General features: G+C 60.8%; 13 protein-coding genes. 7 read left to right on the top strand and 6 right to left on the bottom strand.

Annotated elements, in window-relative coordinates; genetic code table 11:
• Nucleotides 1-169 precede the first annotated feature (169 nt).
• The 7 genes from Q1M04_RS05660 to araD all read left to right on the top strand — a co-directional run bounded on the left by Q1M04_RS05660 (nucleotide 170) and on the right by araD (nucleotide 8,838).
• Nucleotides 170-1,213: a substrate-binding domain-containing protein gene (locus Q1M04_RS05660; protein WP_204790393.1), complete on the top strand. Its 1,044-nt coding sequence runs from the start codon at nucleotides 170-172 to the stop codon at nucleotides 1,211-1,213.
• Nucleotides 1,214-1,317: 104 nt separating this feature from the next.
• On the top strand, nucleotides 1,318-2,832 hold the full coding sequence (locus tag Q1M04_RS05655; protein ID WP_293279484.1) for a sugar ABC transporter ATP-binding protein: 1,515 nt from the start codon (nucleotides 1,318-1,320) through the stop codon (nucleotides 2,830-2,832).
• A complete protein-coding gene (locus tag Q1M04_RS05650) occupies nucleotides 2,829-3,938 on the top strand; it encodes an ABC transporter permease (RefSeq protein WP_297997631.1) in 1,110 nt (369 codons plus the stop codon). The genes Q1M04_RS05655 and Q1M04_RS05650 overlap by 4 nt, the downstream gene beginning before the upstream one ends.
• Before the next feature lies 1 nt (nucleotide 3,939).
• Nucleotides 3,940-4,992, top strand: coding sequence for an ABC transporter permease (locus Q1M04_RS05645; protein ID WP_293279488.1), 1,053 nt, complete (start codon nucleotides 3,940-3,942; stop codon nucleotides 4,990-4,992).
• Between the two features lie 12 nt (nucleotides 4,993-5,004).
• Nucleotides 5,005-6,531 (top strand): xylulokinase, encoded by a 1,527-nt coding sequence (locus tag Q1M04_RS05640; RefSeq protein ID WP_293279489.1) that lies wholly within the window; start codon nucleotides 5,005-5,007, stop codon nucleotides 6,529-6,531.
• A gap of 12 nt (nucleotides 6,532-6,543) precedes the next feature.
• Nucleotides 6,544-8,007: an L-arabinose isomerase gene (gene araA / locus Q1M04_RS05635; RefSeq protein ID WP_293279491.1), complete on the top strand. Its 1,464-nt coding sequence runs from the start codon at nucleotides 6,544-6,546 to the stop codon at nucleotides 8,005-8,007.
• Between the two features lie 132 nt (nucleotides 8,008-8,139).
• Nucleotides 8,140-8,838 carry an L-ribulose-5-phosphate 4-epimerase gene (gene araD, locus Q1M04_RS05630; RefSeq protein ID WP_293279492.1) on the top strand — a complete coding sequence of 233 codons (699 nt, stop codon included), beginning with the start codon at nucleotides 8,140-8,142 and terminating at the stop codon, nucleotides 8,836-8,838.
• A gap of 440 nt (nucleotides 8,839-9,278) precedes the next feature.
• On the opposite strand, the gene Q1M04_RS05625 is transcribed toward araD, so the two are convergent.
• The 6 genes from Q1M04_RS05625 to Q1M04_RS05600 form a co-directional block, all read right to left on the bottom strand.
• A complete protein-coding gene (locus Q1M04_RS05625; RefSeq protein WP_297997635.1) occupies nucleotides 9,279-9,545 on the bottom strand; it encodes an RNA polymerase sigma factor in 267 nt (88 codons plus the stop codon).
• A gap of 141 nt (nucleotides 9,546-9,686) precedes the next feature.
• Nucleotides 9,687-11,225 carry a bifunctional UDP-sugar hydrolase/5'-nucleotidase gene (locus Q1M04_RS05620; protein ID WP_297997637.1) on the bottom strand — a complete coding sequence of 513 codons (1,539 nt, stop codon included), beginning with the start codon at nucleotides 11,223-11,225 and terminating at the stop codon, nucleotides 9,687-9,689.
• A 4-nt stretch (nucleotides 11,226-11,229) separates the two neighbouring features.
• Nucleotides 11,230-12,039, bottom strand: a complete 810-nt coding sequence (gene phnE / locus Q1M04_RS05615) for a phosphonate ABC transporter, permease protein PhnE (protein WP_297997639.1) — start codon at nucleotides 12,037-12,039, stop codon at nucleotides 11,230-11,232.
• 14 nt (nucleotides 12,040-12,053) lie between these two features.
• Nucleotides 12,054-12,875, bottom strand: coding sequence for a phosphonate ABC transporter, permease protein PhnE (gene phnE, locus Q1M04_RS05610; protein ID WP_297997641.1), 822 nt, complete (start codon nucleotides 12,873-12,875; stop codon nucleotides 12,054-12,056).
• The gene (gene phnC, locus Q1M04_RS05605) at nucleotides 12,872-13,630 is read right to left on the bottom strand and encodes a phosphonate ABC transporter ATP-binding protein (protein WP_297997643.1); all 759 of its coding nucleotides are present in this window, start codon (nucleotides 13,628-13,630) and stop codon (nucleotides 12,872-12,874) included. The genes phnE (Q1M04_RS05610) and phnC overlap by 4 nt, the downstream gene beginning before the upstream one ends.
• 104 nt (nucleotides 13,631-13,734) lie before the next feature.
• On the bottom strand, nucleotides 13,735-14,808 hold the full coding sequence (locus tag Q1M04_RS05600) for a phosphate/phosphite/phosphonate ABC transporter substrate-binding protein (protein WP_297997645.1): 1,074 nt from the start codon (nucleotides 14,806-14,808) through the stop codon (nucleotides 13,735-13,737).
• Nucleotides 14,809-14,850 lie beyond the last annotated feature (42 nt).

The following is a 14,850-nucleotide window of genomic DNA, read 5'->3' as shown; positions in this document are numbered from 1 at the left end:
TGTATTACTATCTGTCATAATGTATAAAATTTGTCCTATTTACTCATACAAAAGTGGGTATAATGACCAAAAACGTATTGACTTTGCGAGAGGAATCGTTTTTAATGCAGTTACAGAAACCGGACGGCCGTCCGGCGCGAACCCAAAATTTGAAAGCGAGGAATTGGTTATGAAGAAAGTCTTTTGTCTCCTGCTGACCCTGTGCATGGTTTTGGCTCTGGCCGCCTGCGGCGGCGGCAATGGCGGCGGGGATTCCGCTCCCGCCGACAGCGGCAGCTCTGCCCCGGCGGATACCGGCTCCGACGCCCAGGAGCCCGCCGACGCCTCCGGCGAGCTGATCACCGTCGGCGTCATCAACAACGACCCCAATGAATCCGGATACCGGACCGCCAACGACGCGGCCATGCGGGCGACCTTCACCGAAGAAAACGGCTACAAGGCCACCTTCTACAACAACAACGACGCGGCCCAGCAAATCGCTACCGCCCAGCAGATGGTCCAGGACGAGGTGGACTTCCTGCTCCTCTCCCCCGCCTCCACCACCGGCTGGGACACCGTCCTTCAGGACGCCCAGGCCGCCGGCACCCAGGTCATCCTCTTCGACCGTATGCTGGAAGCTGACGAGAGCATGTACGTAGCCGCCGTCGTCTCCGACATGCCCGCCGAGGGCAAGACCGCCGTGGACTGGCTGGCCGCCCAGGGCCTGGACGAGTACAACATCATCCACATCCAGGGCCACATGGGTTCCGACGCCCAGCTGGGCCGCACCGGCGCTCTGGACGAGAAGGTCGCCGCCGAGGGGAACTGGAACTATGTGACCCAGCAGACCGCCGACTGGGACGAGGCCACCGCCCGCACCATCACCCAGTCCGTGATTGACTCCGGCAAACCCTTCAATGTGATCTATGCGGAAAACAACGGCATGGCCCGGGGCGCCGTGGCCGCTCTGGACGCCGCGGGCATCACCCACGGCAAGGACGGAGATGTCATCGTCATGGGCTTCGACAGCGACAAGTGGGCCTTTGAGGCGGTGCTGGAGGGCAGCTGGAACTACATGGGCCTGTGCAACCCCCTCCAGGCGGACACGGTCGACGGCATCATCAAGGACCTGGCCGCCGGCAATGCCCCCGCTCAGAAGATCATCTACACCCCCGAGCAGGGCTTCGACTGCGATACCCTCACCCAGGCCGATGTGGACACCTACGGCACCTGATTTCAAATAGTCCGAATCGTAACATCACGTGACCCGGCACGCGGCGCGGCATGGCAGCCGCGCCGCGTGCCGCTTGTCGATTTGAAGAATGGAGGCGAATCCCTATGCAGGAAGGCGCGGTATTGGAAATGCGGGGCATCTGCAAGTACTTCCCCGGCGTGCGCGCCCTTCAGGATGTGGATTTCACCCTGCGGAAGGGGGAAATCCACGCGCTGATGGGAGAAAACGGCGCGGGAAAATCTACGCTCATCAAGGTGCTGACCGGCGTGTACCCCAAGGATGGCGGGGAGGTCCACATTGAGGGCGTGGACGGGCCCGCAGTCATCCGCTCCCCCCAGGACGCCCAGAACGCGGGCATCAGCACGGTGTATCAGGAGATCACCCTGTGTCCCAACCTGAGCGTAGCGGAGAACATGTATATCGGCCGCACAAAAGGGGCGGTCACCAACTGGAGGAAGATGAACAGCGGCGCGGGAAAGATCCTGGAGTCCCTGGGCATTCCCGCCAGCCCCACCCAGCAGCTGGGGACCTGCTCCATCGCCGTGCAGCAGATGGTGGCCATTGCCCGGGCGGTGGATATGGAGTGCAAGGTGCTGATTCTGGACGAACCCACCTCCTCCCTGGACGAACAGGAGGTGCAGAAGCTCTTCGGCCTCATGCGGGATCTGCGGGCGAAAGGCGTGGGCATCATTTTCGTCACCCACTTCCTGGAGCAGGTCTACGAGGTCTGCGACCGGATCACCGTCCTCCGGGACGGCCAGCTTGTGGGCGAGTACGTCATTGAGGCCCTGCCCCGCGTCCAGCTGGTCAGCAAAATGCTGGGCAAGGAGCTGGACGACATGGCCGACATCAAGGGCGAGTCCGGCGGCGAGGCGATCAGCCGGGAAGGCGCTCCCGTGCTGGAGGCGCAGGGCCTTTGCAGCAGCGCGGGCATCAAGCCCTTTGATTTCTCCATCCGCCGGGGGGAGGTCAACGGCTTCACCGGACTGCTGGGCTCCGGCCGCAGCGAGTGCGTCCGGGCCATTTTCGGCGCGGACCACGTCACCGGCGGCACGGTGAAAATGGACGGCAAAGAGGTCAAAATCAAAAAGCCGCTGGACGCCATGAAGCTTGGCATCGGCTACTTGCCCGAGGACCGCAAGGGCGACGGCATTGTGGGCGACCTCTCCGTCCGGGAGAACATCATCCTGGCCTATCAGGTGATGAAGGGCTTCTTCCGGCCCATTTCCCGGGCCCAGGCGGAGGCCTTCGCCGACAATTACATCAAGCTCCTGGAGATCAAGACCGCCTCGGCGGACACCCCCATCAAGTCCCTTTCCGGCGGCAACCAGCAAAAGTGCATCCTGGCCCGGTGGCTTCTCACGGACCCCAAATACCTGATTCTGGACGAACCCACCCGGGGCATCGACATCGGCACAAAAATCGAGATTCAAAAGCTGGTCCTGCGGCTGGCGGAGAAGGGTACCAGCGCCACCTTCATCTCCTCGGAGATCGACGAGATGCTGCGCACCTGCTCCCGCCTCATCGTCATGCGGGACCGGAAGGCGGTGGGCGAGCTGTCGGGAGAGGACCTCACCCAGACAAAGATTATGGCGACCATTGCGGGAGGTGACGAATGATGACGCCGGTAAAGAACCCCGAGACCAAATTGAAGCAGCCCGGTGAGAGCCTTTTCAAGCGGCTTGTCCGGCAGCAGCTCTTTATCCCCTTTGCGGCGCTGGCCCTGCTGGTGTTGTTTAATCTGATTGCCGACCCGTCCTTCTTCGCCGTCTCCATCAAGGAGAACAGCCTGGGCAACCCGGTGCTCAGCGGGAACATCATCTCCGTGCTGGACAACGCCTCGGAGCTGGTGATTCTGGCCATCGGCATGACCCTGGTGACCGCCTCCTCCGGCGGACAGGATATCTCCGTGGGCGCGACGATGGCCATTGCGGGAAGCGTCATTTTGCGGATGGTCTGCGGCGGGCAGGTTACCGCCGATACCCTCCAGATGCCGCTGCTTTTGGCCGTCCTCATCGGCATCGTGGTAACCGCCCTGTTCGGCGCGTTCAACGGCGCCCTGGTGGCCTACTTCAAGATTCAGCCCATGGTGGCTACCTTGATTATGTTCACGGCCGGCCGCTCCATTGCCGCCTGGATCAATAATAACCAGCTGCCCATTATGAACGACATCTCCTTCAAATACGCGGGGACCTTCCTGCCCGGCATCCCTGTCCCCACGCCTATTTTTATCACCGCGTTTGTGATTCTGGTGTTCTGGCTGGTGCTGAAATTCACCACTCTGGGGCTCTACACCCAGTCTGTGGGCATCAACGCCAATTCCTCCCGCCTCAACGGCCTGGACCCCAAGCTCATTAAGCTGCTCACCTATGTGATTCTGGGCGTATGCGTGGCGGTGGCGGGCTTCATCCGGGTCAGCCGCAGCGGCTCCATCAATTACTCCCGCATCGCGGAAAACATCGAGATGGACGCCATCCTGGCGGTGGCCCTGGGCGGCAACGCCCTCTCCGGCGGCAAGTTCAACATCTACGGCTCCATCCTGGGCGCTTATGTCATCCAGTTCCTCACCACCACGCTCTACAAGTATGAGGTGCCCTCCACAGCCCTGCCCGCTTACAAGGCGGTGGTGGTCATCCTGCTGGTGGTACTCAGCGCCCCGGTGGTGCGGGAGAAGCTCTCCAGCATGAAAAAAGCGCCTGTCAAGGCTGCGAAGGAGGTGTCCTGACATGCCGAAAGGAATTGCCGTTGACAAGCAGGGACGGATCAAGGCCCGGGCGTCTATGAGCGATACCAATCTGCTGCTCACCATCACGGTCCTGGTCTTCTTCGCCCTGTATCTGTCCGCCGTTGTGTTTCTGGGCGGCGGCTTCACCAAGCCCCAGAACTTCCTAAACATCCTGAACAACAACGCCTCCTTGATCGTTTTGTCCTGCGGCATGAGCATCGTCATGATCACAGGGGGAATCGACATCAGCGTGGGCGCGGTCACAAGCCTGGTGTGCATGGCCGGCGCGGTGAATCTGGAGCAGCAGGGCGGCAGCGTCCTCACGGTCCTTCTCATCGGCCTTGGCATCGGCCTGGCCTTCGGGCTGGTCCAGGGGTATCTTGTTGCCTATCTGGAGATTCAGCCTTTCATCGTGTCTCTGGCGGGCATGTTCTTCGCCAAGGGCATGACCACCATCGTCAGCAAGGAGCCCATCCGGGTGACCAACGAGGGCTTCCTGGCGGTAAAGGACACCCGTATCACCGTTCCCGGCCTAGGTGCCCCCAATAAGCTGGGCCAGTACATCCCGGCCTATGTGGAGGTGGGCGTGGTCATTGCCCTGCTGGCGGTGGTGCTTCTCTTCTGCCTCCTGCGCTGGACGAAGCTGGGCCGCAGCTTTTACGCCGTGGGCGGCAACAACCAGAGCGCCAACATGCTGGGCATCAACGTGCGCCGGACCAAATTCCTGGCCCATATCCTGTGCAGCCTTCTGGCGGGGCTGGGCGGTATCCTCTACTTCCTCCATGTGGGAAGCGGCGACGTGGCCAACGGCGCGGGAGACGAAATGAACGCCATCGCCTCCTCCATCATCGGTGGGACCCTGCTCACCGGCGGCGTGGGCAACGTGGCGGGCACCTTCTTCGGCGTCCTGAGCCTGAACACCATCAAGCGCATCGTCTCCTCCCTGGGCTTTGACGAGGCGTGGTGGTCCAACATCACCGTGGCGGCTATGCTCTGTTTGTTCCTGGTGATTCAAAGCATCGTGCTTTTGCGGAAGAATACCGCCAAGCAGTAAGGAGGGAACGAGATGAAAACCTGTTTGGGCATTGAGCTGGGCTCCACCCGCATCAAGGCCATGACTATCGACGAGGGCTTTCAGCCCGTCTCCTCCGGGGACTACACCTGGGCCTCCCGCTATAAAAACGGCGTTTGGACCTACCCCCTGGAGGAGGTCTGGACAGGGCTGAAAACAGCCCTTTCCCAGGTGGAGGGCCGGGAGGACATCGCCGCCATGGGCGTGTCCGCCATGATGCACGGCTATCTGGCTTTCGACAAGGACTGGAAGCTTCTGACCCCCTTCCGCACCTGGCAGAACACCATTACCGGCCCGGCGGCGGCGGAGCTGACGGAGCTGTTCGGCTTTAACATCCCCCAGCGCTGGAGCATCGCCCACCTCTATCAGGCGGTGCTGAACGGAGAAGCCCACGTTCCCCAAATCGCCCACATTACTACCCTGGCGGGCTATGTCCACTACATGCTCACAGGCGTGAACGCCGTGGGCGTGGGGGAGGCCAGCGGCATGTTTCCCATCGACAGCGCCGCCCTGGGGTATGACGCCGGGATGCTGGCGAAATTCAGCGCCCTGCCGAAGGTGGAGGCCCTGCCCTGGAAGCTGGAGGATCTCCTCCCGAAGGTGCTGACGGCGGGAGAGTCCGCCGGGATGCTCACGGAATCCGGCGCGGCCCTGCTGGATGGTCTGCTGGTCCCGGGAATCCCCTTCGCCCCGGCGGAGGGAGACGCGGGCACCGGCATGACCGCCACCAATGCCGTGGCCCCCCGGACGGGCAACGTCTCCGCCGGAACTTCCATTTTCTCGATGGTCGTTCTGGAGAAGCCCCTTGAGAAGGTCTATGAGGAGATTGACCTGGTGACCACCCCCGCCGGCGCCCCGGTGGCCATGGTCCACTGCAACAACTGCACCAACGACACCAACGCCTGGGTAAACGTCCTGGGGGAGGCGGCTCGTTTGTTCGGCGCGAATCCCGACTCCGGCGAGCTGTACACCAAGCTCTATGAAAAGAGCCTGGAAGGGGAAGCGGACTGCGGCGGCGTGCTGGTGTGCAACTACCTGGCCGGGGAGGGCGTCACCCATATGGACGCGGGCCGTCCCCTGGCAGTCCGGACGCCGGAGGCAAATTTCACCCTGGCGAACTTCTTTAAGGCCCAGCTCTACGCCACCATGTCCACCTTGAAGATCGGCATGGATATTCTGGCGGAAGAGGGGGTGGCCATTGACTCCCTGACGGGCCACGGCGGCCTGTTCAAAACGCCGGTGGTGGGACAAAGCTACCTGGCCGCCGCCTGCGGCGCCCCCGTTGCCTGCATGGAGACGGCGGGAGAGGGAGGCCCCTACGGCATGGCCCTGCTGGCGGCTTATATGCTGCGAAAAGCGGAGGGCGAGCGCCTGGAGGATTTCCTGGGCAAACGGGTCTTCGCCGGCTCCGCCGGGACCACCGTTCAGCCCAGCGCCGCCTTGGCGGAGGGCTTCAACACATACATCCGGCGGTACAAGGCTCTGCTCGAGGTGGAGCGGGCCGCTGTGGAACATCTGTAAGGAGGAAAATCCATGAAACAGTATCAGTTCTGGTTTGTTGTCGGCAGTCAGTTCCTCTACGGCCCCGAGGTGCTGGACACCGTGGCCGCCCGGGCCGCCGAGATGGCGGAAAAGCTGAGCGCCGTCCTGCCCTATCCCCTGGTCTATAAGGTTACCGCCAAGACCAATCAGGAAATTGCCCAGGTCTGCAAAGAGGCCAATTACGAGGATTCCTGCGCCGGAGTGATTACCTGGTGCCATACCTTCAGCCCCAGCAAGATGTGGATCAACGGCCTGGCGGACCTCCGGAAGCCCTGGTGCCACTTTGCCACCCAGTACAACCGGGAGATCCCCAACGAGGAGATCGACATGGACTTCATGAACCTGAACCAGGCCGCCCATGGCGACCGGGAACACGGTTTCATCGGGGCCCGTCTGAGAAAGCCGCGGAAGGTCATCGCCGGGTTCTGGCAGGATGAGGAGGTTCAGGCCCGCATCGGGAGTTGGATGAAGGCCGCCGTGGGCGTGGCCGTTTCCAAGTCCATGAAGGTCATGCGCTTTGGAGACAATATGCGGGAAGTGGCCGTCACCGAAGGCGACAAGGTGGAGGTCCAGGCCAAGCTGGGCTGGCAGGTGAATACCTGGGCTGTTGGCGACCTGGTCAAGGTGATGGACGGGGTCACCGAGGCCGAGGTCGACGCCCTGATGGAAACTTATAAGGCCAGCTACGATTTCGCGACCGATGATCTGGAAACCGTCCGCTATCAGGCCCGGGAAGAGATCGCCATGAAAAAGATGCTGGACGCCGAGGGCTGTCTGGCCTTCTCCAACACCTTCCAGGACCTCTGGGGCATGAAGCAGCTTCCCGGCCTTGCCTCCCAGCACCTGATGGCCCTGGGCTACGGCTACGGCGGCGAGGGCGACTGGAAGGTCTCCGCTATGACCGCTATCCTGAAAGCCATGGGCGAGGGCGGCAACGGAGCCTCCGCCTTCATGGAGGACTACACCTACCATCTGGTGAAGGGTCAGGAGTACAGCCTGGGCGCCCACATGCTGGAGGTCTGCCCCTCCGTGGCGGCGGACCGGCCCCGGATTGAGGTTCATCCCCTGGGCATCGGCGGCCGGGAGGACCCGGCCCGGCTGGTCTTCGAGGGCAGGCCCGGCGACGCCATTGTGGTCAGCCTCATCGACATGGGGGGCCGCCTGCGGCTGATCTGCCAGGATATCCACTGCGTCAAGCCCATCCTGCCCATGCCCAATCTGCCTGTTGCCCGTGTCATGTGGCAGGCGGAGCCCAGCCTCACCACCGGCGTGGAGTGCTGGATCACCGCCGGAGGAGCCCACCATACGGTCCTCAGCTATGACGTAACGGCGGAGCAGATGAAGGACTGGGCCAACATGCTGGATATCGAGTTTGTCCACATCACCAAGGACACCACGGTGGAGAGCCTGGAGCACGACCTGTTCCTCTCCGATCTGGCCTGGAAATTGAGATAATCCATATGTTCAAATAACGCGCACCGCAGGGGCCGCCGCCCTCGGCGGCCCGTCCCCGTCAACCCTGGCAATTATGGAGAAAGGGGCCGCCGAGGGCGGCGGCCCCTGCGGGTATATTATGAGGTAAGAAATATGCTTGAAGAACTGAAAAAACAGGTCTGCGACGCGAATTTGCTGCTGCCGAAATACGGCATGGTCACCTTCACCTGGGGCAATGTCTCCGGTATCGACCGGGAACAGGGCCTGATGGTTATCAAGCCCTCCGGCGTGGAGTACGACGGCATGAAGCCCGAGGACATGGTGGTGGTGAGCCTGGAGACCGGAGAGCGGGTGGAGGGCCGGTACAAGCCCTCCAGCGACACGGATACGCACCTGGCGCTGTACAAGGCTTTCCCGGCTCTGGGGGGCATCGTTCACACCCACAGCCGTTGGGCCACCTCCTTCGCCCAAGCGGGGAAAGGCGTCCCGGCCCAGGGAACCACCCAGGGGGATTACTTCTACGGCGAAATCCCCTGCACCCGGAAGATGACTCCGGAGGAGATTGCGGGAAGCTATGAGCTGGAGACGGGCAATGTCATCATCGAGACCTTCCGGGAGCGGAAGATCGACCCTGCCCAGGTCCCGGCGGTGCTGGTCCACAGCCACGGTCCCTTCGCCTGGGGGACGGACCCCTTTAACGCCGTACACAACGCTGTGGTGCTGGAGGAATGCGCCTTTATGGACTTCCACGCCATGTTATTGACGCCGGGCCTGGGGGCCATGCAGCAGGAGCTGCTGGATAAGCACTATCTCCGCAAGCACGGCCCCGGGGCCTACTACGGCCAAGGCTGACGGATAGGCGCGCATGGGGGAAAGCCTTTCGGATCGTGACGGCCGCGCAGCGGGCGGCATTACCTTCCGATTCTGAGGCGCGGCTGAGCTTTGAGGGAACAGAGAATACATAGTTTATAAAAAGCGGCAGGTCATCTAAATTGGGACCTGCCGCTTTTTAGCATTTTACAGGTTTCCGTGAACAGAAACAAATTCTGTCCCATCTAGCGCGAACGATCCAGAAAAACCCTGACCGGACAGAATACACAGACTGTGTGAACTCTCTGCTTGGAAGCGGCGAATATGTTCTTACCGATGCAGGCCGTACGGCGTGGGAGCAGCTACAAAGCGCCGTAGGTTTCTAGCGGCACTCATCAAGAAACACTGGATAAATAAACGTCGTTTCTTCTTCGTCCTCTTGTTCGTCTCAAGCGCATTCCAGGAAGAACTACTCGTCCACTTTATTCAAGCATTTCTCTGCGGGACCCTTCCCGTCTGCGCCGCCGCAGGGCGTCTCCAAGCAGATTCCGCAGCGTGGCGGACAAATAGGCGGTGGGAGAAGAATTCTGTTTCCGGATCGCGGGAGCCTTGACCATAAAGAGCAGGAAGACATCTTGCGTAATTTCCTCCGCCTCTTCAACGGTAAGCCCCGCCCGCACAGCGATGGATACCATTTTGGGCGAACACTGTAAATACAGATTGTCAAACCACTCTTTCTGCGACTCCACGCGGCATTCTCCTCTCTGTGGCAATCTTGATCAGGAACAGAAGATTCATCGTTAATTTCTGTCCTCTGCGCAAAGCGGCCCCGGCTTGTGAAGGTCGGGGCCGCTTTCATGATGGCGCAGGCTGCAAAGAACCGCAAGGCTTCACAGGGCCCCAGTTCCGTGAGACGTATACACGGTAAACCAGCGGCGGGTCTTTAAAGACACCTTCGGCGTGTTCTTGAAAAAATCCAAGATCAAATCGGACATCTCAATATTGATTTCCCGCACGACCCGGCACTGCGTATACTCCGGATATCCGCCCGCGCCGCTGGCCCTGTAACTGTTGAGGCAGATGGTAAACTCATCTTCATCCTTTACCATCTCGCCCTGGTACGTCAATTCCACAACGCGCTGTCCCTCTGGTCTGGAAATATCAAAGGCGTAGTTCACCCCGGAGAAATAGTCGTAGTTATAGTGCTCCACCTTCGGTTTCAGGAAGGCGTCCGCCACGCAGAGCCTCCCCTCCTCGTCAACGGCGAAGTATTCGGCGCTCCGCTCCATGGCCCGCCGCAGGACCGAGCCGGTCACACGCAGGACCGTCAGCGTATTGGTGTAGGGGTACGCCGTCAGCACGTCCCTCCGGCGCACGGTCTGGGGGAACCCCGCAATCTCATTGGCCAGACTTGTCGCCGCCAGCTGCGCACCGGAGCAGGACATCTGGACCTCATTGAAGAAGTCCGCAATGTCGTTTCCCTCCGCCGCCATAATCAGAGGCGGTGCCGGAAGCAGAGGGCGGTCCAGGCGGCCCACCACCGTATCAAGCCAGGTCTGCGCCCCCTGCTCCAGATTGCCGAATCTGTCCAGAAGAATGGGATCGCAGTCCCCGCCCGCCGGAATCGCCTGGCTGTTGCAGATGACATGCCCATCCGCCACGAGAGCTTTGAGGGAGATAAACGCCCTGCCGGAATCCGGGGCCTGAACGGCAAAGGTCCCAAAGAGGGACTGTCCCGGAATACACATATGCTGGTGGCCAGTCAGCAGAATGTCAAAATCCAGCTCCTGGCACAGCCGGTAGGCGATGTTCTCGCTGCTGGCGGAAAGCACCCGGCCTGTGGCGAGGTCCCGCTCAAAGCCGCCATGATAGACGCAGACGGTCAGGTCCGCCTGTCCCCTCAGCGCCTCCAAGGCCGCCCTGGCCGCCGGAATGGGATCGGTGATCGTCAGCCCGGTCAGATGCTCCGGCCGCTCCCAGACGTTCACATGGTCCGTCACAATGCCGACGACGCCCACCCGGAGGCCGTTCTCCAGCACGTGGACCCGGCTGGGAAAACGGACCGTCCCGTCACTCCGCAGAGCGTTCTGGCAGACGCAGCGGGCCTCCAGAGCGTCCAGATACGAGTCCAGATAGGCCATCCCGTAGTTGAAATCATGGTTGCCCAGGGTCACATAGTCATACCCGCAGCAGTTCATGATCTGGGCAAAGCTGCCGGCGTCCTCCTGGGAGTCGTGGCAGAAGGCCCCCAGAGGAGAGCCCTGTAAAACATCGCCTCCGTCTATGATAAGGGTATTGCCGTCTTTTTGAAAGCGGTTGGCGCATTTGAAGAGGCCGAGCTCCCGTTCCTCCGCGCCGCGGTAATCCGTCGGGTAGATGAACGCGTGAAGGTCGGAGGTGAAGTAAATTTGCAGCGTCTTTTCTTCCATGCCCTCACCCCCGCGTCAGCTTCATGCGGATCTTAGCGGAGATCCACTCAATCATCAGCACCAGCACGATCAGCCCCAGGAGAATAGACCCCACCTCGTTCCAGCGGTAGGAGCTCATGGCGAAAATCAGCGGCGCGCCAATACCTCCGGCACCCACCAGGCCCAAAACCGTGGCGTCCCGCAAATTCATATCGAAGCGGTAAATCAGGGTGGACATGAAGTCAGGAAACAGCTGGGGCAGGATGCCGTAGCGAATTTTTTGGAACGTCGTGCAGCCCGCCGCGTCCAGGGACTCCAAAATCCGCTTGTCCAAGTCCTCGATGCTCTCAATGAACATCTTGGAAACCATGCCGATGGAGCACAGGGACATGGTCAGAAGACCCGCGAAGGGCCCCGGCCCTGTGACACGGATGAACATCAGGCCATAAATAAAGGCGGGAATGGTTCGGATCGCCGCGATGGCGAAGCGCCCCAGCAGGGCGATGGGCTTTGGCATCAGGTTCGTGGCGGACAGGAAAGACAGAGGCACCGAAATCACCGCCCCGACTATGGTGCCGAGAAACGCGATGCACAGCGTCTCCAGCAGGAGATACGCCACGCCGGAGGCCGTGAAGTTGAACAGCAGTTTCGTGTCCGGGTGCAGAATGCCGGAGAGGATGTTCCCCGCCACGCTCAGGCCGTTTCCGGCGGTATCGCTGATCACGACCGTGGAGCTGGACCACGCCAGCAGACACGCCGCCGCGAAAGCCAGCAGCAATTTCATGATCCAGGTTTTCGGAGCCCGTTCATAGGCCGCCGCAATTGTTTTTTCCATACCGGCGCCTCCCTTCAAGTCAGGCGCTTGCGGACAGCGTGGCTGAAGCCCTCAATGGCTACCACCGTCACAAACAGGACGATCAGGATCATGCCGACGCTGCTGTACTCCCGCCAGCCGATTTTCTCATTCATGATGAGGCCCAGTCCTCCAGCCCCCACATAACCCAGAATGGAGGCGTAGCGCACATTGCCCTCCAGGCAGAACAGCGACACAGAGAGATAGGTGGGCAGCACCTGGGGAAACACCGCCGTGACGAACGCCTGGGTCCGGGTCGCACCCAGGGCCTCCATGGCCTCGAAGGGACCCATGTCCACGGTCTCAATCAGCTCGAACAGCTGCTTGCCCACATAGGCGAAGGTGAAAACCGCAATCGCGCAGGTGCCCGCCATGGTGCCCAGGCCAAAAATGTAGGTGGCAATCAATGCGCAGACCAGGGTGGGCAGCGTCCGGACCAGGCTGAGGAACAGTCGCACCAGAAACACCACCGCCCGATTGGTCACAATGTTGCTGGCCGCCAGAACCGCGAAAGGGATGGCCAGAACCGAGCCCACAAAGGAGCCTAGGAGGGACATCTTGATCGTATCCAGCAGCGGCGTCCAGATTTTCGGGAGATAGCCCGTATTGGGGGGGAACATGTCGAAGAGAATATCAAAGAACCGGCTGCCGCCGCTGAGCAGGGTCTCAAAGTTAAACCCCGTAACCCGGACGGATACCACGGTGCAGAATAGAATCACCAGCAGGATCAGCGGCAGGCGGGTAAACTTCTCCTCCACCACCTTGCCGTTGGGCAGCTTATACCGATGGGGCTTAAAGAGACAGTCATACAGCTTCATGCCGTCTCCTCCTGCGGGCCGGACTCTCCATAGATGCTGCTTAGCACCGTTTGATCCACCGCCTTGGCCGGTCCGTCGTAGACAATCTGACCCGCCCGAATGCCGATGATGCGGTCCGCGTATTCGATGGCCAGCTCCACATGGTGAATGTTCAGCAGGATGGAGATGCCCATGTCCTTGTTGATGCGCACAAAATCCTGCATGACCTGTTTGGCCGTGACAGGGTCCAGGGCCGCCACAGGTTCATCCGCCAGAATAATTTTGGGATTTTGGGCAAGGGTCCGGGCCAAGGCCACCCGCTGCTGCTGTCCGCCGGAGAGCTGGTCCGCCCGGATGTAGGCTTTGTCCAGAATCCCAACCTTGTCCAGGGACTCCAGGGCCGTGAGCTTATCCTGTTTGCGGAAGGCCCCCAGCAGAACCCGCCAGAAGGGCATTTCAGGCACACAAGCGGAAAGCACGTTGCGGATCACCGTCGTGCGGGTAACCAGGTTGAAGGACTGGAACACCATGCCGATCCCCCGGCGAAAGCGTCGCAGTTCTTTGCCTTTCAGCGTGCTTACATTGACTCCCTCAACGGTCAGCGTGCCCTCCGTAATATCATGCATCCGATTGACGGCCCGCAGCAGCGTGGATTTTCCGGCGCCGGAGCGGCCGATGATGGCTACAAACTCGCCGTCCTGAATGGTGAGGGTCACATCCTTCAGTCCGACGGTCCCGTTGGGATAGACCTTGGAAGCATGGTCAAATACAATCATTTTGGCTGCCTCATTTCTTTTCATAAACACGGAGGAGAGAATATCCTCCGCGGCGCGGAAGACCCGCGGGCAACTGGATATTCTCTCCTGCCAAAGGTCAGGAATCAGTTCGCGGCCGTCAGCTCTTGAATCAGCTTCTGTGCCGCCCGCTCGTTGTCATAGTCGGAGGATTGGGCCTTCTGGTAGCCGTTGTGGCTGTAGATGGCGATGACCTCTTTCCCCTCGGGCGTATTTCCAATGTTGATAAAAGCGTTCTGGAGCGCCGCGACCATGTCCGCGTCCATTTTGGGGGAGGTCTTGCTCACCGACACAGTATCATTGTAAATGGGGGCCGTGACGCCAATCAGGCCGGTCTCCTCCCAGATGGAGCCCTCCCGTCCAAACTCAGTGTTCCAGCGCTCCGCGTAATCGCGGCGGGCGTCGGCGTAGGTCACCAGCACGTCCACCTGTCCGGAGGCCAGGCGGGCAAAGGCGCTGGCATAGGAGTCCGACTGGACGGCGCTGGCAAGGTCCGTAATGCCCTTGCTGTAGCGGTCCTGGAGCCACAGGGCGGGATAGATGTAGCCCGCGGGAGAGGAGGAGCCCATGACGCTCCAGTTGGCGGCGTTCAGCTCGTCCCAAGTCAGCTCCTCGCCCGCGTTGACCTTCGCTACCAAGGCTTGTCCCTTTTCAGAGGGCCCGGCGATGAGCAGCGCGCGATAGGAGACCGCCTGCTTGTCGGACGCCTCGGTGGGCGTTCCGTCGTTCCAGTCCTTGGGATCGTCAAAGTCCTTGCTCAAGCCGTCGCGGGTAGCGGTCAGAATGACATCGCAGCCGTCGTCGTACAGCACGTAGGTTCCGCCGGGAATCAGGCCCACGTCTGCGGTACCGGCCACCAGGGCCTCGCCCACCGCCTCATAGGTAGTTCCAACCGTAATCTCCACCTCGCCGATGTCATAGCCCTCTTTCAGCATCGCGTCCTTCAGCATCTGCTTCAAGGGCTCCGTGGCAGTGACGATCTCACTGGGTTCACGGGAGGGGACAAAGTAGACGCTCAGCTTGTCCACCTGCTTGGGGCCGCCGGCTTCCGCCGGGGGCGTGTCGGTATTCTGCTGGCCACCGCCGCCGTTGCTGCCGCAGCTTGCCAGCAGGCCGAGGCACAGGATCATGGTCAGCGCCAATGCAAGAGCTCTTTTCATGGTGTAACCTCCTAATAAGTTATAATGATTTGCTAAGGGCAT

Source organism: uncultured Oscillibacter sp. (assembly GCF_950073225.1).
Classification (GTDB): domain Bacteria; phylum Bacillota; class Clostridia; order Oscillospirales; family Oscillospiraceae; genus Oscillibacter.
Note: the sequence above shows the minus strand (reverse complement) of the source record. Positions and strands in the feature narration are given on the sequence as shown.

Coding starts and splice junctions, on each gene's coding strand:
- Q1M04_RS05660 (WP_204790393.1), top strand. CDS start 170: ATGAAGAAAGTCTTTTGTCTCCTGCTGACCCTGTGCATGGTTTTGGCT.
- Q1M04_RS05655 (WP_293279484.1), top strand. CDS start 1,318: ATGCAGGAAGGCGCGGTATTGGAAATGCGGGGCATCTGCAAGTACTTC.
- Q1M04_RS05650 (WP_297997631.1), top strand. CDS start 2,829: ATGATGACGCCGGTAAAGAACCCCGAGACCAAATTGAAGCAGCCCGGT.
- Q1M04_RS05645 (WP_293279488.1), top strand. CDS start 3,940: ATGCCGAAAGGAATTGCCGTTGACAAGCAGGGACGGATCAAGGCCCGG.
- Q1M04_RS05640 (WP_293279489.1), top strand. CDS start 5,005: ATGAAAACCTGTTTGGGCATTGAGCTGGGCTCCACCCGCATCAAGGCC.
- araA (WP_293279491.1), top strand. CDS start 6,544: ATGAAACAGTATCAGTTCTGGTTTGTTGTCGGCAGTCAGTTCCTCTAC.
- araD (WP_293279492.1), top strand. CDS start 8,140: ATGCTTGAAGAACTGAAAAAACAGGTCTGCGACGCGAATTTGCTGCTG.
- Q1M04_RS05620 (WP_297997637.1), bottom strand. CDS start 11,225: ATGGAAGAAAAGACGCTGCAAATTTACTTCACCTCCGACCTTCACGCG.
- phnE (WP_297997639.1), bottom strand. CDS start 12,039: ATGGAAAAAACAATTGCGGCGGCCTATGAACGGGCTCCGAAAACCTGG.
- phnE (WP_297997641.1), bottom strand. CDS start 12,875: ATGAAGCTGTATGACTGTCTCTTTAAGCCCCATCGGTATAAGCTGCCC.
- phnC (WP_297997643.1), bottom strand. CDS start 13,630: ATGATTGTATTTGACCATGCTTCCAAGGTCTATCCCAACGGGACCGTC.
- Q1M04_RS05600 (WP_297997645.1), bottom strand. CDS start 14,808: ATGAAAAGAGCTCTTGCATTGGCGCTGACCATGATCCTGTGCCTCGGC.